Below are 21,400 nucleotides of genomic sequence, written 5' to 3'. Positions count from 1 at the left end.
GGCGATGGGCCGTACGTTCTTCAACGAACGTGCTTGATTGTCGCACCGCTGACGCCCTACGTGATCTCGTTGATCGCTGTGCGCAACTGCTGGACGGTCGGGGCTCCGGCGAACCCACTTCCCGTCGCGTAGACCCGGCACGCCAGCGAGCGAACCGGGGTCATCGGGAACAGGTCGACGCCGTCGACGAGGATCGTGGGCGAGCCTCCGAACCGGGTTCTGGCCGCTTCGGCCTCTGTGCGGATCGTCACCAGCTCGACGGGCACGTCCGTGAGTCCCAGCGAGTCCAGCGCGGAGCGCGCGTGTTCTTCGGCGATGGCCGTGTTCGGGCAGTCGACAATGTGCAGCAGTTCTACCTTCATGAAGCGGGCTCCATTCCTTCACTATCGCCTGTCGTCAGAGGAATCGGCAGGACAAGGTTCACGCAGACCAGCCCGACGCCGGCGACGACGAAGACATCGGCGACGTTCCCGACGAACAGGTTCCCGTAGGCGAGGAAGTCGGTGACATGCCCTTGCCCGAACGAGGGCGGGTTCACGAGCCGGTCGACGAGGTTGCCGACCGTGCCGCCGAGGACCAGGCCCAGCGCGACGCCCCACCTCGCCCCGCGCAGCCGCACGGCGAACGTGACCACCGCGATCGCGGCGAGCAGGCCGACGAGGGTGAAGATCCATGTGGCCCCGGAGCCGAGCGAGAACGCGGCCCCGGGGTTGTAAACCAGCGATAGCCCGAACAGGTCACCGACCAGCGGGACCCGCTCACCCGAAGTCAACTGCGCCACGGCGAGGGCCTTTGACCCCTGGTCCACGGCCAGGGCGAGCACGGCCACGACGAGCGCGAGGCCCAGCGCACGCCTGCGCCCCGTCGATGGACTGTGCTTCTTCGTGCTCGTCCCCTCGACGACGGCGTCCTGCACGGTCATGCGGCGCTCTTCTGAGTCCGGGCGGCCCGCAGGCCGTTGAGGATCACGACGACCTCGGCGATCTCGTGCACGAGCACCACGGCTGCGAGTCCCAGGATGCCGAAGAGGGCGAGCGGGAGGAGGGCGGTGATGATGAGCAGCGACAGGATGATGTTCTGGTTGATGATGTGGCGTCCGCGACGGGCGTGGTCGAATGCGCGCGGGAGCAGGCGCAGGTCGTGGCCGGTGAAGGCGACGTCTGCGGACTCGATCGCGGCGTCGGATCCGGTCGCGCCCATCGCGATGCCGATGTCTGCGGCGGCCAGCGCAGGGGCGTCGTTGATGCCGTCGCCGATCATCGCCACCGACCCGTGCTGGCCGAGCTCGGCGATGGCGGCGGCCTTGTCCTCGGGGCGCAGCTCGGCGCGCACGTCCTCGATCCCGGCCTGCGCGGCCAGGGCACGTGCGGTGCGGGCGTTGTCACCGGTGAGCATCGTTATCCCGACGCCCTGTGCCGCGAGGGTGCGGACCACTTCGGGGACTTCGGGGCGCAGCTCGTCGCGGACGCCGATCGCGGCGACCGTGACCCCGTCGCGGTGCACGATGACGACCGTCATGCCCTGCTCCTCCAGGCCCGCGACCCGGTCGCCGAGCGTCCCGGCGTCGAGCCAGCGCGGGCTGCCGACCGTGATCCGCGCCCCGTCGAGCTTGCCCTCGATACCGTGACCCGCCTGCTCGGACACGCCCTCGGCAGCGGGGGCCCCGGGGGCCGCAGCGGTGATCGCGGCCGCGAGGGGGTGGGTGCTGTGCTGCTCCAGCGCGGCCGCCCACGCCAGCGCCTGCGCCTGCGAGATGCCGTCGGCGGTGAGCACGGCTGTGACGGCGGGCTCGTTGCGGGTGAGGGTTCCGGTCTTGTCGACGGCGACGTGGCGGATCACGCCGAACCGTTCGAACACGGCCCCGGACTTGATGATCACGCCGAACTTGCTCGCCGACCCGATCGCGGCGACCACGGTCAGCGGCACCGAGATCGCCAGCGCGCACGGCGATGCCGCGACCAGCACCACGAGGGCGCGGGTGATCCACAGCTCCGGGTCGCCGAACAGCGACCCGATCACCGCGACCAGGACGGCGAGGATCAGCACACCGGGCACCAGCGGCCGGGCGATGCGGTCGGCGAGGCGGGCGCGGTCGCCCTTCTCGGCCTGCGCCTGCTCCACGAGCTCGACGATCGTGGTCAGCGAGTTGTCGGTGCCCGCCGCGGTCGTCTCGACCTCCAGCGCTCCGGCGGTGTTGATGGCACCCGCGGAGACGGCGTCGCCGGGCTCGACCTCGACCGGGATCGACTCCCCGGTGATCGCGGAGGTGTCCAGGCTGGAGCGACCGGTGCGGACGATGCCGTCGGTCGCGATCCGCTCGCCCGGCCGCACCAGCATCAGCTGACCCGCCTGGAGGTCCTTCGCGGCGACTTCGACCGACGAGCCGTCGCGGCGGATGGTGGCGGTCTCGGGGACGAGCTTGAGCAGTGCCCGGAGCCCGCCGCGGGCGCGGTCCATCGCCTTGTCCTCCAGAGCCTCGGCGATCGAGTACAGGAACGCCAGCGCCGCGGCCTCCTCCACGTAGCCGAGGATCACCGCGCCGATCGCGCTGATCGTCATCAGCAGGCTGATGCTCAGCTTGCCCTTGAAGAGCTTGCGGATCGCGCCCGGTGTGAACGTCGATGCGCCCAGCAGCAGGCCGATCCAGAACGCCACCAGCGCCGGGCGCTCCAGCCCGGACCACTCCAGGACCAGGCCAGTGAGGAACGCGACACCGGAGAAGACCGGGACCATGATCCCTCGGTCCCGCCACCAGGGACGCTCCGCCCCCTCTGACTCCTCACCCGTCGCGGTCTCCGGCTCGTGCTCGCAGCCGCACGCCGCGCTCACTCGCCCGCTCCAGTCCTGCAGCAGCCCGGCACCGTGCACTCGGCGTCGAGGCAGGGCGCGTGCACGTCGACCGCGAGGGTCACGTCGACCAGCGCGGTCAGTGCCGCCGCGAGATGCGGGTCGGCGATTTCGTAGCGCGTCTGCCTGCCTTCCGGCTCAGCGACGACAATGCCGCAGTCGCGCAGGCAGGTCAGGTGGTTCGAGACGTTCGAGCGGGTCAGCTCCAGCGTTCGCGAGAGCACGGCCGGGTAGCTCGGTCCGTCGAGCAGGGTCATCAGGATCCGGGAGCGCGTCGGATCCGCCATGGCCCGGCCGAGCCGGTTCATGACGTCGAGGCGAGAAGCAATGGTCAGCATGCACTGATCATACAGTGATTAGTGAACAATTGACAACGGCTGGCCACGAACACCCACATACCGCCACGGTGGCGACACCAATGGACCCTCGGATGCAGATGCCCGCGCAAGCCGCCCATCTTCGATGGCGGGCCCTCCGGTTTGCAGGGCCGCGCAGTCGCGATGCTCACTTCGACAGCGTTACTGTCAGGGTGAAATTAGGATGCCGTATTCTTGTATGTAGCGAATGGGCGTCGAAGGCGCTGTGTCCTCGCGTTAAATGTGTCCTGACCAGCGAAAATACCCTCTTCTGAGGTTCCCAGTTTTTCAATGTATCTAACGTGGGAAGTTGGGCTACTTCGACCGGTCGCTGCAGGCCTACGGCCGGGCGGGTCGGCCCTGCGCCCGGTGTGGCCGCCCGATAGTCCGCGAGGCGTTCACCAACCGCTCGTCGTACCGATGTCCGGCCTGCCAACGGGTCCCACGCCAGGCGCGGCCGTAGCCCGGGGCTAGCATGCCGGGGTTTGCATGCAGCAGGCCGAATTCGTTCCGTCGAGTTCCTGCGCCGCCGGGGTTGCTGCCGCGCCGATCGGTTCTCACAGAGGAGATGTCGTGCATCGCAGCCTCGCGTTGACTTTCGTCGGACCGGCCGGCCAGCCGCCCACGCTGGAGCGGTTGGCCCGATTCGCCGACGACGCGGGCCTGCGCAGCGTGTGGGTTTCCGACCACGTGCTGTTCCCCGCGACGCTGGACAAGGAGACCTACCCCTACGCCAGCAACGGCGCCTTCGACAACGACGGGGACCGCGGCTGCCTTGACTCACTGACCACGCTGGCGTGGCTTGCGGCCATCGCGCCGCGGGTTCGGCTCGGCGTGGGTGTGCTGGTACTCCCGCAACGCAATCCGGTCATCGTGGCCAAGGTGCTCTCGACGCTGGACGTGTTGTCCGGCGGCCGCGCCGAACTGGGGGTCGGGGCCGGGTGGTGCGCTGAGGAGTTCGCCGCCCTGGGTGCGGACTTCGCCAACCGGGGCGCGGTCCTGGACGAGTACCTGCAGGTCATCGACACGTTGTTCCGTGATCGGCGCCCGCAGTTCTCCGGCACGCACTACTCGATCTCCGACGTGATCTTCGAGCCCAAGCCCGTGCAGCGACCGGGACCGCCGCTGCACGTCGGAGGGAATTCGCCCGCCGCCGTACGCCGGGCCGCTCGGGTCGCCGACGTCTGGCAGGCGGTCAGCCTGGACGTCGCCGGCGCCGCCGACGCCCGCGCCCGGCTGGACCGTGCCTGCGAGCAGATCGGCCGCGACCCGGGCCAGGTGCGACTGGGTCTGCGCTGCTTCTTCCACCTGACCGGCACCCCGAACGACGAGCAGGTGCTGGCCACGGCGCCGGCCGCACACCTGGTCGGCAGCGCCGACCAGCTCGGTGAGCGGCTGGCGGCGTACGCCGAGGCCGGCGTCACCGAGATCTTCTTCTCGCCGTTGCTGCGCCACGACGCGCAGCTGTATGTCGACCAGGTGCAGCGCTTCGTCTCGCAGGTCGAGGTGCCCGCCGCCACGGCCGCACCGGTCGCCGGATGAGCGACGTCGAGGGGCGGACGCGGCCGGCCGCGTGCCGGGTCACGACGCAGCGGGCGACGCGGTGAGCGGCAGCTCGCTGTCCGGGCAGGTGGCGGTGGTCACCGGGGCCGGCCGCGGCCTCGGCCGGGCGTTCGCCCTGGACCTGGCCCGCCATGGCGCCGCCGTCGTGGTCAACGACCTGCCCGGGGCAGGCGCCGATGAGGTGGTGGCCGAGATCCAGCGGGCCGGCGGCTCGGCGGTGGCCGCCGAGCACGACATCGCCGACCCCGACGGTGCCCGGCGGATCGTGGCGGCGGCCCGCGACCTCGGTCAGCTCGCGGTCCTGGTGAACAACGCCGGGATCACCCGTCCCGGGATGTTCGGCGAACTGGACCTGGCGCGGATCCGCCAGGTCATCGACGTCCACCTGCTCGGCACGCTCTACGTCAGTCAGCCGGCGTACCAGGCGATGCAGGAGGCCGGGTACGGGCGGATCGTCAACATCGGGTCGAACTCCGCGTTCGGCATTCCGGGCATCGTGAACTACTCGGCGGCCAAGGCCGCCATGTTCGGTGTCACGCAGACGCTGGCGCTGGAGGGGGCGCCGTACGGGATTCGGGTGAACACGGTCCTTCCGGCCGCAGCCACGAAGATCAGCGAGACGAACCCGATTCCGGGGTTCTACGCCGACCCGCGGGTCCGTGCGGCGTTCGACGGCATCGCCCAGCGGCTCGAACCGGAGCGGTCCGCCGGCCTGGTGACCTACCTCAGCAGCCCGCAGTGCGCGGTGACCGGGCAGCATTTCTCCGCTGTCGGAGGGCGTTACGCGCGCGTGGTCTTCGGGGTGGCCGCGGGCTGGAGCAGTCCCGGCAGCGACATCGCCAGCGCCGACGACATCGCCGCGCACATCGACGCGATCAGCAGCGCCGACCCGATCGGTCTGCTGCCCGCTGCAGCCGTGGACGAGATCGAGGCCGTGGCCCGGGGGCTGCGGCCGGACACGGCCGGGTGACGCGCCCGGGGACGACCAGGCGCCGCTGGCGGCCTGTGGCCGCCTTGACTGGACGGCGCGGCGCTGCCACCCTGACTGTGACGCCTCGGTAACAGGCGAACCCACTTTTCCATCACGTACGGCGGCGACATCCGCGCTGCGGTCGCCACCACATCAGGCAGATCCTGCCCGGAGGAACATCGCATGGCCAAGGCCCTGTACGGCCACCTGGGCGGTCCGGATGCCCGGCTCCTGTCGGAGGTCTCCCGGCTTCGGGCCCGCGTAGGCGAACTGGAAGCGGAGTTGAGCCGGCTGCGCGCAGCCACCGAGCTGCCGGCTATCGGCCTGGACTCGCTGGACACCGACCTGCTGACGCTGCCGGCCCCGGAGCCCGCACTCGCCTGAGGTGATCGGTGTCCCGGCGAACCGCCGCAGACGCTCGTGTGAAAGGGGACGCCGCGGCGTCCCCTTTCCGCTGTAGCCGGACGGTAGATTGACCGCCCGGCCTCGCGCGTCGCCGGCCAGACAGGCCGGTCCCGTTGCCTGCCGATGCGGTGGCCGGCGGTACCGGCCCGGCGGACAGGACCCGGCGAGGAGGACCCGGCGTTGCACCTGAAGTCCTTGACCCTCAAGGGGTTCAAGTCGTTCGCAGCTGCCACCACGCTGTCGTTCGAGCCGGGTGTGACCTGTGTCGTGGGGCCCAACGGGTCGGGCAAGTCCAATGTGGTCGATGCGCTCGCCTGGGTGATGGGTGAGCAGGGCGCCAAGAGCTTGCGTGGCGGCAAGATGGAAGACGTCATCTTCGCGGGCACCGCCGGCCGGGCGCCGCTGGGCCGCGCCGAGGTCTCGCTCACCATCGACAACACCGACGGCGCGTTGCCCATCGAGTACGCCGAGGTGACCATCACCCGCACGATGTTCCGCAACGGCGGCTCGGACTACCAGATCAACGGCGCGCCCGCGCGGCTGCTGGACGTCCAGGAGCTGCTGTCGGACTCCGGCATCGGCCGGGAGATGCACGTCATCGTCGGGCAGGGCCAGCTCGACACCGTGCTGCACGCGTCGCCGGAGGACCGGCGGGGGTTCATCGAGGAAGCCGCCGGGGTCCTCAAGCACCGCAAGCGCAAGGAACGCGCGCTGCGCAAGCTGGAGGCGATGGACGCCAACCTCACCCGGCTGCAGGACCTGACCGGCGAGCTGCGCCGGCAGCTCAAGCCACTGGGGCGGCAGGCGGAGGTGGCGCGACGCGCCTCGGCGATCCAGGCGGACCTGCGCGACGCGCGACTGCGGCTGCTGGCCGACGACGTGGTGAGCCTGCAGGGCTCGCTGGCCCAGGAGATCGCCGACGAGACCGCGCTGCGCGAGCGGCGCGGCCGGGTCGAGGGGGAGCTGGCGAGCGCGTCGTCCCGCGAAGCCGCAGCCGAGGCGGCATTGGCTGCGCTGGTGCCACAGGTCAGTGCGGCGCAGGACACCTGGTTCCGGTTGTCCAGCCTGGCCGAACGGTTCCGCGGCACGCAGTCCGTGGCCACCGAGCGGGTGCGGCACGTCGGGACCGACCGCGTCGAGGAGCGACCCGGGCCGCCGCCGGAGGAGCTGGAGGCGCAGGCCCGGTCGCTGCGGGCCGAGGAGTTCGAGCTCGGCCGGCAGGTCGAGGGCGACCGCGACGCGCTGGCCGCGGCGTCGACCGCCCGGACCGCCGCCGAGGAGGCCCTGGCGACGGCGGAACGCGACCTGGTCACCGCGGTGCGGGCCGCGGCGGACCGCCGGGAGGGCCTCGCCCGGTTGGCCGGGCAGGTCGCCGCGGCCAGGTCACGGGCCGAGGCGCGAGCCGCCGAGGTCGACCGGCTCACCGCGGGGGCCGACGACGCCCGGGCGCGCGCCGACGCCGCCGCCGGGGACTTCCAGGCGCTGGAGACGCGTGTCGCCGGACTGGACGAGGGCGAGCTCGGACTGGACCACGAGCACGAGGACGCGCTGGCCGCGCTGGCGGCCGCGGACGCCGACGTCGAGCGGCTGCGTGGTCAGGAAGCCGTCGCCGAACGGGAGCGTGCCGCGGCGGCCGCCCGCGTGGAGGCGCTCGAGCTCGGGCTGGTCCGCGGTGACGGCGGTGCCGCGGTCCTGGCGGCCGGCTCCCGGCTGGCGGGCATCCTGGGCGCCGTCGCCGGCCTGATCACCGTGGAACCGGGCTACGAGACCGCACTGGCAGCCGCGCTCGGTCCGCTGGCGGACGCCGTCGCGGTCGCCGACGACGCCAGTGCGTCCGCGGCGCTGGATATGCTGCGCGAGGACGACGGCGGCAGGGTCGCGTTGCTGCTGGCCGACGCGCCCGCCTCGACCGGACAGGGCAGACCCGCGTCGTCGGCCGACCTGGCGCCGGGCGGTCGGCCGCTGGCCGACCTGGTCACCGTGGCCGACGCCGTACGCCCCGCGCTCGCCGCCCGGCTGGCCGCCGTCGTGGTCGTCGACGACATCCCGGCTGCGCTGACGCTGCACCGTCGCGAGCCGGACCTGGTCGTGGTCACCCGCGCCGGCGACGTCGTGGCCGGCGCCGTGGTCACCGGGGGTTCGGCCAGCGCGCCGAGTCTGCTGGAGGTGCAGGCCGCCGTGGACGAGGCCGCCCAGCAGCTGGTCGCCGTCGGCCACGAGGTGGAGCGGACCCGGTTCGAGCTGGCTGCCGCGACAGATCGGCGTACGGCGGCGACCGCCCGGGTGGAGGCGTCGCTGGCCCGGCTGCACGAGTCCGACGCCCGGATGGCCGCGGTCGCCGACCAGCTGGGTCAGCTGGGCTCGGCGGCGCGAGCGGCCGCGGCGGAGGCCGAACGGCTCACCACCGCCCGGGAGGCCGCGGCGTCGGCGCGGCTGGCTGACGAGCGCACGGTCGCCGAGCTCGCCGCCCGGCTCGACGCCGCCAGTACGGCGGGGCCGGTCACCGAGCCGTCGCCGGACGAGCGGGACCGGCTGGCGGTCGCCGCCAGCGCCGCGCGGCAGCGGGAGGTCGAAGCGCGGCTGGCGGTGCGCACGGGTGAGGAGCGGGTACGCGCGCTGACCGGGCGGGCCGAACAGCTCGAGCACGCCGCCGCGCAGGAACGGGCCGCTCGCCGAGCGGCCGAACAGCGGCGACTGCGCCGCCAGCGGGAGGCGACGGTCGCCGCGGCGGTGCTGCGCGGGGTACGCGTCGGCATCGCCCATCTGGACGCCTCGCTGGCGCTGGCGACCGTCGAGCGGGACCGCACCGCGGCCGAACGGACCGCGCTGGAGCAGGAACTGCACGGGCTGCGGGCCCGGGTGCGGGAGCTGACCACCGAGCTGGAGGCCCTCACCGACTCGGTGCACCGCGACGAGGTCGCCCGCGCCGAGCAGCGGCTGCGGATCGAGGCCCTGCAGACCAGGGCGATCGAGGAGCTCGGGGTGGCCGCGGATGTGCTGGTCGCCGAGTACGGCCCCGACCAGCTGGTCCCGCCGCCGGCCGTGGCGCCCGGCGACGAACCGCCGGCGGACGCGGCCGAGCCCACGGGGACGCCGTACGTCCGCGCCGAGCAGGAGAAGCGGCTGCGGGCGGCCGAGCGGGCCCTGACGTCGCTGGGCAAGGTCAACCCGCTGGCACTGGAGGAGTACGCCTCGCTGGAGGAGCGGCTGGCCTTCCTCACCGAGCAGCTGGACGATCTGAAGCGGTCCCGCGCCGACCTGCTCGGGATCGTCCGTGACGTCGACCAGCGGGTGCAGCAGGTGTTCGCCGAGGCGTTCCGGGACACCGCCGCGGCATTCGAAGGGGTGTTCGCGCGGCTGTTCCCCGGTGGCGAGGGCCGGCTGGTGCTCACGGAGCCGGACGACCTGCTGACCACCGGCGTCGAGGTCGAGGCCCGCCCTCCGGGCAAGAAGGTCAAGCGGCTGTCGCTGCTGTCCGGCGGTGAGCGGTCCTTGACCGCCGTCGCGTTCCTGGTCGCGTTGTTCAAGGCCCGGCCCAGCCCGTTCTACGTGCTGGACGAGGTCGAGGCCGCGCTGGACGACGTGAACCTCGGCCGGCTGATCGAGGTCATCGACGAGCTGCGGTCCACCAGTCAGCTGCTCGTCGTCACGCACCAGAAGCGCACCATGGAGATCGCCGACGCGCTGTACGGCGTGTCCATGCGAGGAGACGGAGTCACCCAGGTGATCAGTCAGCGGCTGCGGGAACGGGAGGCGGTGTGAGTCTGCCGCCGGGAGCGCAGCTGCGCCCCCCGATGGGGCTACCTGCCGGACGGGTCCTGCTGGTGGTCCTGACCGCTGTGCTGAGCATGGTCGCGAGCCTCGCCGGCATCCTGCTCGGCGTGGCGGTCACTTCCTCGGCCGACGGCAGCCTGACCGATCTGGGGGGCGCGGTGGTCGGCTACTGGATCGGCACCGCGGTCGGCGCCGCGATCGGCTCGTGGTCGGCGCAGTACGCCCGAGGCCGTCCCGGCTGGCGGGTGCCGCTGGCAGCCTTGCTGCTGGGACTCGCCCTGCCGTTGCCGTGGGCGGCCCTGCTGAACGGCCAGCTGTCCTTCGTCGTCTGGATCGTCGTCGGCCTGCTCACGCTGGCGACCGACGTCCTGGTCGAGCGGCGAGCTGCCCGCAGCTCCGCCTGATCGGTTCCGCCCAGCCGGCCTGCGCCTCGTCGACGTCGGCCTGATCGGTTTCGCTGTGCGCCGGGCCGGCAGCCGTGGGGGAGGATGACCCCCCGTGGACTCCCTCGCTTTGTTCCTGGTCGTTGCTCTCGCCGTCGTCGTGGTGGCCGTGGTCGTGGGCCTCGCGTACGTCGTCCCGGGCCGGCGGCGCCGGGCGTCGCCACCGCCCCGGCCCGGCATCGACTACACGCCGGGCGTCGGGGACGACGCGTCCGTCCCGCGGGACACGCCCCGCCGGGGCATCGATCAGGTCGACCTGCTCGAGCCCGCGCCGGCCGGTGCCGCCGCCGACCCCGCGCTGGTGGCCGAGCCAGGACTCGAGGTCCCGGCCCCGACTGCCGGCCGGCTCGCCCGGCTCCGGGCCCGGCTCGCCCGATCCAACTCCGCGGTCGGCAAGGGCCTGCTCGCGCTGCTGTCGCGCGACGTGCTGGATGACGCGACCTGGGACGAGGTCGAAGAGACGCTGCTGGCCGCCGACCTCGGCGTCGCGCCGACCGCCGAGCTGGTCGCCGCGCTGCGGACCCGGGTGCGGGTCGACGGCGTACGGGATGCCGCGACGCTGCAGCGGTTGCTGCGCGACGAGCTGCTCGCGCTGGTCGGACCGGACACCGACCGGTCGCTGCTGTCGGCCCGGCATGACGGCCGGCCCGCGGTCGTGCTCGTCGTCGGGGTCAACGGCACCGGCAAGACCACCACGACTGGCAAGTTGGCGCGGGTGCTGGTCGCCGACGGCCGGCAGGTGGTCCTGGCCGCGGCTGACACCTTCCGCGCCGCGGCCGCCGATCAGTTGCAGACCTGGGGAGACCGGGTCGGCGCGACCGTGATCCGGGGACCCGAGGGCGGCGACCCGGCCGCGGTGGCGTTCGACGCGGTCCGGACCGGCACCGAGCAGGAAGCCGACGCGGTCCTGGTCGACACCGCGGGCCGGTTGCACACCAAGGTCGGCCTGATGGACGAGCTCGGCAAGGTGAAGCGGGTCGTGGAACGGCACGGCCCGGTCGACGAGGTCCTGCTGGTGCTCGACGCCACCACGGGCCAGAACGGCCTGGTGCAGGCCCGGGTGTTCGCCGAGGTGGTCGACGTCACCGGCGTGGTGCTGACCAAGCTGGACGGCACCGCCAAGGGCGGGATCGTGGTCGCGGTCCAGCGGGAGCTCGGCGTCCCGGTCAAGCTCGTCGGACTCGGCGAGGGTCCCGACGACCTCGCGCCGTTCGACCCGGTTGCCTTCGTCGAGGCGATCGTCGACTGACGATCGTCGGCCAGTGATCGCCGACTGAGGTACGGCGTCCGCCGGATCTCACCGTCACGCAGCAGCGGCGTTCATCCGGACGTAACGCAGCCGACCCGATCGTCACACTCCCGTAACACGAGGCGGACTCGCCGGCAACACGTCCGCTCCACCCTCTGTGCCCAACAGAGGGTCAACGACGACCCCCGCAAGTGTGTGCACTCCCGGTGGAGGAGGGTCGGATGGAACTCAACTCGGGCGACACAGCCTGGGTTCTGGCAAGCGCCGCGCTGGTGCTGCTAATGACGCCTGGACTCGCGTTCTTCTACGGCGGCATGACCCGCTCGAAGAGCGTCCTCAACATGATGATGATGTCGTTCGTCACGATCGGCATCGTCAGCGTGCTGTGGGTGATCTACGGGTACTCGCTCGCCTTCGGGGACTCGGGTAGCAAGTTCTACGGCGCCTTCGAGCTGTCACATCTGGGAGCCGCGTCCGGCCAGTTCGTGAACAACGGCGGCCAGTACCCCATCCCGGAGCTGGCGTTCGCCGCTTTCCAGCTCATGTTCGCGATCATCACTCCGGCGTTGATCTCCGGAGCGATCGCCGACCGTGCGAAGTTCCTGACCTGGGGCATCTTCGTGGCCCTGTGGGTGTCGATCGTCTACTTCCCAGTGGCTCACTGGGTGTTCGACTTCGGCACGGTGGTCGACGACGGGGACCCCACCGGCAAGGGTTGGTTGGCCGATCTCGGCGTCCTCGACTTCGCCGGCGGCACAGCGGTCCACATCAACGCCGGTGCTGCCGGCCTCGCGTTGGCGATCGTTCTCGGTCGTCGTGTGGGCTGGCCGCGTACCCCGATGAAGCCGCACAACCTGACGCTCGTACTGCTGGGTTCTGGCTTGCTGTGGTTCGGCTGGTTCGGCTTCAACGCCGGCTCAGCGCTCGGTGCCACGGACACAGCTGCCGTTGCCCTGCTCAACACGCAGGTCTGTACGGCAGCGGCAGTCATGGGCTGGTTGCTCGTGGAAAAGATCCGCGATGGGCATCCGACGAGCCTGGGCGCCGCGTCCGGCGCCGTCGCCGGCTTGGTCGCGATCACGCCGGCCTGCGCCTTCGTCGCCCCGTGGGCGGCGGTGGTCCTCGGTGTTCTGGCCGGCGCGATCTGCGCGCTCGCCGTGAGCCTGAAGTACAAGATCGGATACGACGACTCCCTCGATGTCGTTGGCGTTCACTTGGTCGGCGGCATCATCGGCAGCCTGTTCATCGGCTTTTTCGCCACGACGCAGGTCAACTCCTTGGGCTTTGACGGCGTCTTCTACGGCGGCGGCGAGGGCGGTGGCTGGGAGCTGCTCTACCACCAGTTCATCGGTGTCATCTCGGTCCTGGCGTACTCGTTCATCGCCACCTTGATCATCGGCTTCATCCTGCACAAGACGCTCGGCTTCCGGGTGTCCGAGGAGGACGAGGTCAACGGCATCGACCTGGTGGAGCACGCGGAGGGCGCGTACGACTTCACCGGTGTCACCGGTGGGACCATCGGTCACCGAGAGAGCGTGGAGGTGTAGGGCATGAAGCTGGTGACCGCGGTTATCAAGCCGTTCAAGCTCGAAGACGTCAAGGCAGCCCTCGAGGCGTACGGAATCCACGGGCTCACCGTGTCCGAGGCCAGCGGCTACGGCCGGCAGCGGGGGCACACCGAGGTGTACCGGGGGGCGGAGTACACCGTCGACCTGGTCCCGAAGGTGCGGATCGAGGTCCTGGTCGACGACGATGACGCCGAGGCAGTCCTCGACGTCATCGTGAAGGCGGCGCAGACCGGCCGGATCGGCGACGGGAAGGTGTGGGTCGCTCCCATCGAGACCGTCGTCCGGGTCCGTACCGGCGAACGCGGCGCGGACGCCCTCTAGGAGCACGGTTTCCGACAGGAGGAACTCGATGCGGGCCGACGACAGGTCGTCGCCCACGGTGCAGGCCGCCGACGCCGTGACGGCGACGGCGGCCTACACCGCCGCCCGACTCGAGATCCTCGGACGCCCCGGGCCATCCGGCCCGGGGCGTCGTCGCGACCTCACCGACGCGACCGACGCCTGGGTCTCGCGACTGTTCGACCTGGCCGGCGCCGACCCGGCCCGCCTGGCCCTGGTCGCCGTCGGTGGCTACGGCCGGGGCGAACTGGCACCGGGTAGCGACCTCGACCTGCTGCTGCTGCACCGGGGCGAGGACTCGATAGCGGCTCTGGCGGACCGGATCTGGTATCCGATCTGGGACGGCAGGATCGCGCTGGACCACAGCGTTCGTACCCCGGCCGAAGCCCGTCGGCTGGCCGCCCAGGACACCCGGGTGCTGCAGGGCATCCTCGACGCCCGGCTGGTGGCCGGCGACCAGGCGCTGGCCGATCAGGTCAAGGCGACGGTGCTGGCGGACTGGCGCAGCATGGCGTTCAGCCGGCTCGCGACGTTGCGGCGCGGGGTCGACGAGCGGATCGACCGTCACGGCGAGCTGGCCCACCTGCTCGAGCCGGACCTCAAGGAGTCCTTCGGCGGCCTGCGCGACGTCGGCATCCTGCGCGCGGTCGCCGCGTCCTGGGTCACCGATCCCCCCCGGGCCGCGATCCCGGCGGCCCATCAGCTGTTGCTGGACGTCCGCGACGAGTTGCATCGCTCGTCCGGCCGCGCGCTGGACCGGCTCCTGCTGCAGGAACAGGCTGGCGTCGCTGCTGCGCTCGGCTTCGCCGACGCCGACACGCTGCTGCGGGCGGTGTCGCAGGCCGGGCGGGCGATCGTCTACGCCAGCGACCTGACCTGGCACCGGGTGGGCCGGTTGGCCCGTCCGGCGTCACGGGTGCCGTGGCGGCGGGGCCGCGGGCGCCAGGCGGACCGGGTGCCGCTGGCCGAGGGCGTCGTAGTGCACGACGGCGAGGTGGTGCTGTCCGCGGATGCCCGGCCGGATCGTGACCCGGTGCTGGCGCTGCGGGCCGCGGCGGCCGCCGCGCAGGCAGGCCTGCGGTTGGCGCCGCATACCGTGGACCGGCTCGCCGCGCAGGGCGCTGCCATGCCCGTGCCGTGGCCGGCCGAGGCCCGCGATGCGCTGGTGTCCCTGCTCGGTGCCGGGCGGCCGGCGATCAACGTCTGGGAGGCCCTCGACCAGGCCGGCATCATCACCGCGTTGCTGCCGGAGTGGGACGTCGTGCGGTCCGCCCCGCAGCACAACCCGGTCCATCGCTTCACCGTCGACCGCCACCTCGTGGAGACCGCCGTGGAGGCCGGGACGCGGACCCGCCGGGTCTCGCGGCCGGACCTGCTCGTCGTCGGAAGTCTGTTGCACGACATCGGGAAAGGGCGGCCGGGCGATCACACCGAGGTCGGTATCGACCTGGTCGGCAAGCTCGGACCCCACCTCGGGTACGACGACGACGACTCCGCGGTGCTGGTCGCGCTGACCGCCCACCACCTGCTGCTGCCGGACACCGCGACCCGTCGCGACCTGGACGATCCGGCGACCGTCGCCGCGGTGGCCGACGCAGTTGGCTCCGCACAGGTGCTCGACCTGCTGCACGCGCTGAGCGAGTCCGACGCCGCGGCGACCGGACCGGCGGCGTGGAGCGAGTGGAAGCAGGCGCTCGTGGACGATCTGGTACGCCGGACCCACGCGGTGCTCGCCGGCCGGCCGGCCGAGGCCGGATCGCCGATGACGCCGGCCCGGCTGGCGCTGGCCGAGGCGCCCGGTGTCCAGGTGCTGGTCGAGCCCGGCGACCGGGCGACGACGGTGACCGTCGCCGCGCCGGACCGACGCGGCCTGCTGGGCACCGTCGCCGGAGTGCTGGCGGTGCACCAGCTGGACGTCCGCGCGGCGCACACCGAGTCGGTCGGATCGCGTGCGGTGCAGGTCTGGTGGGTGCAGCCCAGGTACGGCGCCCCGCCGGATGCCGCGCTGCTCGGCGAAGACGTCCGGCGGGCGCTGGACGGGGGCCTCGACCTCGATGAACGGCTGCAGCGCCGGGCGGAGGCGTACGCCACGATCAGCCGCCCCGCGCCGCCGCCGCCGCGCGTCGACGTGGTACCGGGCGCCTCCGAGCGGGCCACGGTGATCGAGGTCCGGGCGCACGACGTACCGGCGCTGCTGCACCGGGTCGGCCGGGCGATCGGCACCGCCGGGGTCGACATCGTCGCGGCCCGCGTGGCGACGCTGGGCGCGGACGTCGTGGACGTCTTCTACCTGGTCGGCCCCGACGGCGAACCGCTGACCGACGAGCACGCCGCCGCTGTCCGGCTGACCGTGCTCGACGCACTGCCCGTCTAGGCTGACCGGACCACCCGAGCCTGACCGAGGGGCCGCTGCACCGTGTTCGCCACCCTGTCCGACCGTCTCGCCGCGACCTTCAAGGGTCTGCGCGGTCGAGGGCGGCTGTCCGAGGCCGACGTCGACGCCACCGTCCGCGAGATCCGGGTCGCGCTGCTGGAGGCCGACGTCGCCCTGCCGGTCGTGCGCACCTTCTGCGCGACCATCCGCGAGCGCGCGCTGTCCAGCGAGGTGTCGGCGGCGCTGAACCCCGCGCAGCAGGTCGTCAAGATCGTCCACGAGGAACTCGTCGCCGTTCTCGGCGGCCAGACCCGGCGGCTGCGGCTGGCGAAGACACCCCCGACGGTCGTCCTGCTGGCCGGCCTGCAAGGTGCCGGCAAGACCACACTGGCCGGCAAGCTGGCCGCGCACCTGCGGCAGCAGGGCCATACCCCGCTGCTGGTGGCCGCCGACCTGCAGCGGCCGAACGCCGTCGACCAGCTGCGGGTGGTCGGCGAGCGGGCCGGGGTGCCGGTGTTCGCCCCCGAACCGGGCAACGGCGTGGGCGATCCGGTGCGGGTTGCCGGCGACGGCGTCGCGCAGGCGCGGGCCAAGCAGTACGACGTCGTACTGGTCGACACCGCCGGCCGGTTGGCCATCGACGCCGACCTCATGGACCAGCTGCGGCGGGTGCGCGACGCCGTCGTGCCCGACGAGGTGCTGCTCGTCGTCGACGCGATGGTCGGCCAGGACGCCGTGGTCACCGCGCAGGCCTTCGGCGAGCAGGTCGGCTTCGACGGGGTGGTGCTGACCAAGCTCGACGGCGACGCCCGCGGCGGTGCCGCACTGTCGATCGTCAGCGTGACGGGCCGGCCGGTGATGTACGCCTCGACCGGGGAGAAGCTCGACGAGTTCGAGGTCTTCCACCCCGACCGGATGGCGTCCCGCATCCTCGACATGGGCGACGTGCTGTCGCTGATCGAGCAGGCGGAACGCGCGTTCGACGCCGAGCAGGCCGAGCAGATGGCGGCCAAGGTGGCCCGGGGTGACGACTTCACCCTCGAGGACTTCCTCGGCCAGATGCAGGCGGTCAAGAAGATGGGATCGCTGACCAAACTGCTCGGGATGCTGCCGGGGATGGGCGAGATGCGGCAGCAGCTGGACTCGCTGGACGAGCGCGAGATGGACCGCGTCGCGGCGATCATCCAGTCCATGACGCCGGCCGAACGCGCCGACCCCAAACTGCTGAATGCGTCTCGGCGGCAACGGATCGCGCGGGGCTCGGGGACCGAGGTGAGCGACCTGAACCGGCTCGTCGAGCGGTTCGGCGAGGCGCAGAAGATGATGCGGCAGATGCGCGCCGGGGGAGGCATGCCGGGAATGCCCGGGATGCCGGGGCTCCCCGGGATGGGCGGGAAGAAGAGCAAGGGGCGAGCGACTCGGCCGGTCAAACCCAAGAAGGGCCGCAGCGGCAACCCGGCCCGGCGGGCCGAGCAGGAGCGGACCGCCCCCGCGTCGCTGGGCTCGGGAGCAGCCGCGTTCGACCCGGCGGGCTTCGATCCGGCGAGCTTCGATCCGGCGGCCTTCGATCCGGCCAACGGCGGCGGCGCGGGCGAGCAGGTATCGCTGCCGCCGGCGTTGCGAGACCTGCTCGGCAAGGGCGGGGGGGCGGGCTGACAGTCGGCCGCGCCGCCGCGGCCCGCCGGGCTCGGCGTGTCGATCGACCCGGCTCGTCTGGCACAATGCGTCGGTCGATCCGGCGTACGACGGCCCTCTACCCGTCCTCGCCGAGTCCTCTCGGGTCGCCGCGCACCGCACCCCCACGCGTTCGCGCCAGGCCCACCCCCACTCGTCAGGAGACGTCCCACCCGTGTCTGTCAAGATCAAGCTCAAGCGCCTCGGCAAGGTGCGCAACCCGCAGTACCGCGTCGTCGTGGCGGACTCCCGCACCAAGCGGGACGGCCGGGCGATCGAGGAGATCGGCCTCTACCACCCGAAGGAAGAGCCGAGCCTCATCTCGATCGACTCCGCCCGGGTGCAGTACTGGCTGTCGGTCGGCGCTCAGCCGACCGAGCCGGTGCTCGCCCTGCTCAAGGTGACCGGCGACTGGCAGCGCTTCAAGGGCCTGCCCGGCGCGGAGGGCACGCTGCGCGTCGCGGCGCCCCGCACCGACCGGCGCGAGGTGTTCGCTGCCGCGGCCGCGGCAGCGGCGTCGGAGGCCCCCGCTCCCACTACGAAGCGCACCGCACCGGCCAAGGAGGCCGCGGCGAAGGACGACACGTCGGCGGCCGAGTCCGCGCCGGTTGAGCCCGCGGTTGAGTCCGCCCCGGCCGCGACGCAGGCCACCGGCGACGCGACTGCCGCGGCGGACGCGGGTCAGGGCGCCGACGCAGCAGCGCAGACCGCCACGTCCGAGGCCTGAGGTGATCGAGGAAGCGCTCGAACACCTGGTCAAGGGGATCGTCGACCATCCCGACGACGTCCGGGTCCGCGACCGCAACCAGCGGCGTGGCCGATCCCTGGAGGTCCGGGTGCACCCGCAGGACATGGGCCGCGTCATCGGCAAGGCCGGCCGGACCGCGGGCGCGCTGCGTTCCGTGATCGGCGCGCTGCCGGGCGGCCGGGGCCTGCGGGTCGACTTCTACGACTCCAGCGAGCGCTGAGCCGGCACTCGTGCGGCGTGTCGTCGGCCGGATCGGCCGGCCCCATGGGGTCGGCGGCGAGGTCACGGTCGAGGTGCGGACCGATGAGCCGGATCGGCGGTTCACCGCGGGAGCTGTGCTGTACGCCGATCCGCCCGAGCGTGGCCCGCTGACGGTGGGCGGGGCGCGGTGGCACAGCGGACGGCTGCTGCTGACGCTGGACGGCGTGAGCTCGCGAGGCGCGGCGGAGGCGTTGCGGGACACGCTGCTCGAAGTCGAGGTCGAGGCGACCGAACGTCCGGCCGATCCGGAGGAGTACTACGACCACCAGCTCGTCGGGCTCCGCGCGGTGACGGCCAGCGGCGACCCGCTGGGCACCGTCGCCGCCGTGGTGCACCTGCCGGGCCAGGACCTGCTCGCCGTCGACCGCGACAGCGGCGGCGAGGTGCTCATCCCGTTCGTGACGGCGCTGGTCCCCGTGGTGGATCTGGCCGCGGCCACGGTGACCGTCGACGCCCCGCCCGGGCTGCTCGAGACCGGCGAGAGCTGACGTGCGCGTCGACATCGTCACGATCTTCCCGGAGTACCTGCGGCCGTTGGAGTTGTCGCTGGTCGGCAAGGCCCGGGCGGCCGGCCTCGTCGAGGTCGCCGTACACGACCTGCGCGACTTCGCCCACGACCGGCACCGCACCGTCGACGACACCCCGTACGGCGGCGGGCCCGGGATGGTGATGCGGCCCGAACCGTGGGGTGAGGCCCTCGATCACGTGCTGCGAAGCGGCCCGCCGAAAGTCACGCCGGTCCTGGTCGTCCCCACCCCGACCGGTCGGCGGTTCGACCAGCCTCGCGCCACGCAGTACGCCGAGCTGCCGTGGCTGATCGTCGCGTGCGGCCGCTACGAAGGCATCGACCAGCGGGTCGTCGACCACTACGCCGACAGGCTGCGGGTCGACCTGGTCTCGTTGGGCGACTACGTGCTGGCCGGCGGCGAGGTCGCCGCGCTCGCGGTGGTCGAAGCCGCCGTACGGCTGCTGCCCGGGGTGCTCGGCAACGCGGCCAGCGCCGTCGACGACTCCTTCGCCCCCGGACCGATGGCCGGGCTGCTGGAGGGCCCGGTGTACACCAAGCCGCCGTCGTGGCGGGGGCTCACGGTGCCTGACGTGCTGGTCTCCGGGCACCACGGCCGGATCGCGGCGTGGCGGCAGGCGCAGGCACAGGCCCGGACCGCGGCCCGGCAGGGCGAGGCGTCCGAGCCGGACGGGCCCTAGCAGGTTTTCGCCGACAGCGGCCGCTGTGGCACACTGTCGCGGCGCTCGTGCCGGGCGGCCCTGCCACCGGGGGGTCGACGGGTTGTCGCGGCGCCGCCGGGCGGCCGCTGGCCGACCACCGGGATTCGTGCACCATCGATCACGGCCGACCAGTGGCGTCCGTCGGGAGTTCTCATGCACACGCTCGACTCCGTCGACGCCGCCTCGCTGCGCGCCGACCTGCCGTCCTTCCGGCCCGGTGACACCGTCAAGGTCCACGTGAAGGTCGTCGAGGGCAGCCGGTCCCGTATCCAGGTGTTCCAGGGCGTCGTGATCCGCCGCCAGGGCGGCGGCGTCCGCGAGACGTTCACCGTCCGCAAGGTCTCGTTCAACGTCGGCGTCGAGCGGACCTTCCCGCTGCACACCCCGATCATCGAGAAGATCGAGCTGGTCACCCGCGGCGACGTGCGGCGCGCGAAGCTGTACTACCTGCGCGACCTGCGGGGCAAGGCCGCGAAGATCAAGGAGAAGCGGTAGCCGCAGCGCGGCAGCGGCTCGGCCGTCGACGGTTCGGCCCTCGACGGTTCGGGCGTCGACGGCTCTGCCGGCGGCTCGAGGCGTACGGCGGAACGCCGTACGACGGTCGCTCGTTCCCCAGGATGCTCGTGCGTCTCGCCGGCAACACGACCGTGGCGGGCTAGGCTGCGCTGGCCATGGCTGACAGCACGATGGACCCACGACCACGCCGGACGACCGTCCCACGCCGGTGACGTCCCACGACCGCAGGGGGATCGCCGCCACCGTGGCCGACAGCGACACCGATGCCACCGATTCCCGCCGGCGGTTACCGTTCTGGCTGGAACTCCCGCTGCTGCTGGTCCTCGCCTTCGGGCTGGCGTTCCTGGTCAAGACCTTTGTCGTGCAGGCGTTCTACATCCCGTCCGGGTCGATGGAGAACACCCTGCAGGTCGGCGACCGGGTGTTCGTCAACAAGTTCATCTACCACCTGCGGCCGGTGCAGCGCGGTGACGTGGTGGTGTTCGACGGCGCCGACTCCTTCACCCCCGAGGTGATCGTGCCGGAGCCGTCGAACCCGATCTCCGCGCTGTTCCGGGAGATCGGCCGCGCGGTCGGCTTCGCCCCGCCGGACGAGCGCGACTTCATCAAGCGCGTCATCGGCGTCGGTGGCGACCACGTGGTGTGTTGCGACGCCCAGGGCCGCATCACCGTCAACGGCGTCGCGCTGGACGAGTCGTCGTACCTCTATCCCGGCGACGTGCCCAGCGTCGAGCGCTTCGACGTCGTCGTGCCCGCCGGCAAACTGTGGGTCATGGGCGACCACCGATCGGCGTCGTCGGATTCGCGAGCCCACCAGGGCGATCCCGGCGGCGGGTTCGTGCCCGTCGACCAGGTGCTGGGCCGCGCCTTCGTCGTGGTGTGGCCGTGGTCCAACGCCCAGGTGCTGGAAGTCCCGGCCACCTTCGAGCAGCCGGCGCTGACCGCCTCGGCGGGGGGTGCCCCGGCCCGTCCCGCCGGCCCGGGCGGCTGAGGTGTCGCACGCGGCGCCGCCGGCACGCGGCCGGCGTGCCGCGGGCCGGCACGCCGCGCCCCGGTCGTCGCCTGGCCGGCACGCCGGCGGGCGGC

At 72.5% G+C, this 21,400-nt stretch carries 20 protein-coding genes and 1 pseudogene; 17 read left to right on the top strand and 4 right to left on the bottom strand.

Annotation, left to right across the window (positions count from 1 at the left end; translation table 11 throughout):
- Positions 1-56: 56 nt before the first annotated feature.
- Genes EPO13_01760 through EPO13_01745 form a run of 4 tightly spaced genes read right to left on the bottom strand, consistent with a single transcriptional unit; the run spans position 57 to position 3,185 of the window.
- Entirely contained in the window at positions 57-362 is a 306-nt protein-coding gene (locus tag EPO13_01760; protein ID TAK70627.1) for a hypothetical protein, read from the bottom strand.
- Entirely contained in the window at positions 359-922 is a 564-nt protein-coding gene (gene lspA / locus EPO13_01755) for a signal peptidase II (GenBank protein TAK70626.1), read from the bottom strand. Before lspA ends, EPO13_01760 begins: the two co-directional genes overlap by 4 nt.
- A complete protein-coding gene (gene cadA / locus EPO13_01750; protein ID TAK70625.1) occupies positions 919-2,868 on the bottom strand; it encodes a cadmium-translocating P-type ATPase in 1,950 nt (649 codons plus the stop codon). Before cadA ends, lspA begins: the two co-directional genes overlap by 4 nt.
- Positions 2,826-3,185 carry an ArsR family transcriptional regulator gene (locus EPO13_01745; protein ID TAK70624.1) on the bottom strand — a complete coding sequence of 120 codons (360 nt, stop codon included), beginning with the start codon at positions 3,183-3,185 and terminating at the stop codon, positions 2,826-2,828. The genes cadA and EPO13_01745 overlap by 43 nt, the downstream gene beginning before the upstream one ends.
- Positions 3,186-3,507: 322 nt before the next feature.
- On the opposite strand from EPO13_01745, the pseudogene EPO13_01740 reads away from it, so the two are divergent.
- From EPO13_01740 to lepB, 17 genes and pseudogenes are all read left to right on the top strand, one after another.
- Positions 3,508-3,666 (top strand): annotated as a pseudogene (locus EPO13_01740) (DNA-formamidopyrimidine glycosylase).
- 26 nt (positions 3,667-3,692) lie between these two features.
- Complete coding sequence (locus EPO13_01735) at positions 3,693-4,745, top strand: TIGR03619 family F420-dependent LLM class oxidoreductase (GenBank protein TAK70623.1); 1,053 nt, start codon at positions 3,693-3,695, stop codon at positions 4,743-4,745.
- Positions 4,672-5,736, top strand: coding sequence for an SDR family NAD(P)-dependent oxidoreductase (locus tag EPO13_01730; GenBank protein TAK70622.1), 1,065 nt, complete (start codon positions 4,672-4,674; stop codon positions 5,734-5,736). Before EPO13_01735 ends, EPO13_01730 begins: the two co-directional genes overlap by 74 nt.
- 183 nt (positions 5,737-5,919) lie before the next feature.
- The gene (locus tag EPO13_01725; GenBank protein ID TAK70621.1) at positions 5,920-6,120 is read left to right on the top strand and encodes a hypothetical protein; all 201 of its coding nucleotides are present in this window, start codon (positions 5,920-5,922) and stop codon (positions 6,118-6,120) included.
- Positions 6,121-6,321: 201 nt separating this feature from the next.
- A complete protein-coding gene (gene smc / locus EPO13_01720; protein ID TAK70791.1) occupies positions 6,322-9,903 on the top strand; it encodes a chromosome segregation protein SMC in 3,582 nt (1,193 codons plus the stop codon).
- A complete protein-coding gene (locus EPO13_01715) occupies positions 9,900-10,319 on the top strand; it encodes a hypothetical protein (GenBank protein TAK70620.1) in 420 nt (139 codons plus the stop codon). Before smc ends, EPO13_01715 begins: the two co-directional genes overlap by 4 nt.
- 94 nt (positions 10,320-10,413) lie before the next feature.
- A complete protein-coding gene (ftsY, locus tag EPO13_01710; protein TAK70619.1) occupies positions 10,414-11,607 on the top strand; it encodes a signal recognition particle-docking protein FtsY in 1,194 nt (397 codons plus the stop codon).
- A 221-nt stretch (positions 11,608-11,828) separates the two neighbouring features.
- Positions 11,829-13,154: an ammonium transporter gene (locus tag EPO13_01705; protein TAK70618.1), complete on the top strand. Its 1,326-nt coding sequence runs from the start codon at positions 11,829-11,831 to the stop codon at positions 13,152-13,154.
- Between the two features lie 3 nt (positions 13,155-13,157).
- Entirely contained in the window at positions 13,158-13,496 is a 339-nt protein-coding gene (locus tag EPO13_01700; protein TAK70617.1) for a P-II family nitrogen regulator, read from the top strand.
- 28 nt (positions 13,497-13,524) lie between these two features.
- Positions 13,525-15,888: a [protein-PII] uridylyltransferase gene (locus EPO13_01695; protein ID TAK70616.1), complete on the top strand. Its 2,364-nt coding sequence runs from the start codon at positions 13,525-13,527 to the stop codon at positions 15,886-15,888.
- A 42-nt stretch (positions 15,889-15,930) separates the two neighbouring features.
- Positions 15,931-17,544 (top strand): signal recognition particle protein, encoded by a 1,614-nt coding sequence (locus tag EPO13_01690; protein TAK70615.1) that lies wholly within the window; start codon positions 15,931-15,933, stop codon positions 17,542-17,544.
- A 193-nt stretch (positions 17,545-17,737) separates the two neighbouring features.
- Positions 17,738-18,289, top strand: a complete 552-nt coding sequence (locus EPO13_01685; GenBank protein TAK70614.1) for a 30S ribosomal protein S16 — start codon at positions 17,738-17,740, stop codon at positions 18,287-18,289.
- A gap of 1 nt (position 18,290) precedes the next feature.
- On the top strand, positions 18,291-18,530 hold the full coding sequence (locus EPO13_01680) for an RNA-binding protein (protein TAK70613.1): 240 nt from the start codon (positions 18,291-18,293) through the stop codon (positions 18,528-18,530).
- Positions 18,531-18,540: 10 nt separating this feature from the next.
- On the top strand, positions 18,541-19,059 hold the full coding sequence (rimM, locus tag EPO13_01675) for a ribosome maturation factor RimM (GenBank protein TAK70612.1): 519 nt from the start codon (positions 18,541-18,543) through the stop codon (positions 19,057-19,059).
- A gap of 1 nt (position 19,060) precedes the next feature.
- Positions 19,061-19,777: a tRNA (guanosine(37)-N1)-methyltransferase TrmD gene (gene trmD, locus EPO13_01670; GenBank protein ID TAK70611.1), complete on the top strand. Its 717-nt coding sequence runs from the start codon at positions 19,061-19,063 to the stop codon at positions 19,775-19,777.
- Positions 19,778-19,951: 174 nt separating this feature from the next.
- A complete protein-coding gene (locus EPO13_01665; GenBank protein TAK70610.1) occupies positions 19,952-20,293 on the top strand; it encodes a 50S ribosomal protein L19 in 342 nt (113 codons plus the stop codon).
- 253 nt (positions 20,294-20,546) lie between these two features.
- Complete coding sequence (lepB, locus tag EPO13_01660) at positions 20,547-21,305, top strand: signal peptidase I (protein ID TAK70790.1); 759 nt, start codon at positions 20,547-20,549, stop codon at positions 21,303-21,305.
- Positions 21,306-21,400 lie beyond the last annotated feature (95 nt).

It is taken from the genome of Actinomycetota bacterium (assembly GCA_004297305.1).
GTDB lineage: Bacteria > Actinomycetota > Actinomycetes > S36-B12 > FW305-bin1 > FW305-bin1.
This window is presented reverse-complemented; position numbering and strand designations above follow the sequence as displayed.

Bases quoted from the DNA above. Each gene is read 5' to 3' on its own strand.
- EPO13_01760 (TAK70627.1), bottom strand. From the start codon at position 362: ATGAAGGTAGAACTGCTGCACATTGTCGACTGCCCGAACACGGCCATC.
- lspA (TAK70626.1), bottom strand. From the start codon at position 922: ATGACCGTGCAGGACGCCGTCGTCGAGGGGACGAGCACGAAGAAGCAC.
- EPO13_01745 (TAK70624.1), bottom strand. From the start codon at position 3,185: ATGCTGACCATTGCTTCTCGCCTCGACGTCATGAACCGGCTCGGCCGG.
- EPO13_01735 (TAK70623.1), top strand. From the start codon at position 3,693: ATGCAGCAGGCCGAATTCGTTCCGTCGAGTTCCTGCGCCGCCGGGGTT.
- EPO13_01730 (TAK70622.1), top strand. From the start codon at position 4,672: ATGTCGACCAGGTGCAGCGCTTCGTCTCGCAGGTCGAGGTGCCCGCCG.
- EPO13_01725 (TAK70621.1), top strand. From the start codon at position 5,920: ATGGCCAAGGCCCTGTACGGCCACCTGGGCGGTCCGGATGCCCGGCTC.
- EPO13_01705 (TAK70618.1), top strand. From the start codon at position 11,829: ATGGAACTCAACTCGGGCGACACAGCCTGGGTTCTGGCAAGCGCCGCG.
- EPO13_01700 (TAK70617.1), top strand. From the start codon at position 13,158: ATGAAGCTGGTGACCGCGGTTATCAAGCCGTTCAAGCTCGAAGACGTC.
- EPO13_01695 (TAK70616.1), top strand. From the start codon at position 13,525: ATGCGGGCCGACGACAGGTCGTCGCCCACGGTGCAGGCCGCCGACGCC.
- EPO13_01665 (TAK70610.1), top strand. From the start codon at position 19,952: ATGCACACGCTCGACTCCGTCGACGCCGCCTCGCTGCGCGCCGACCTG.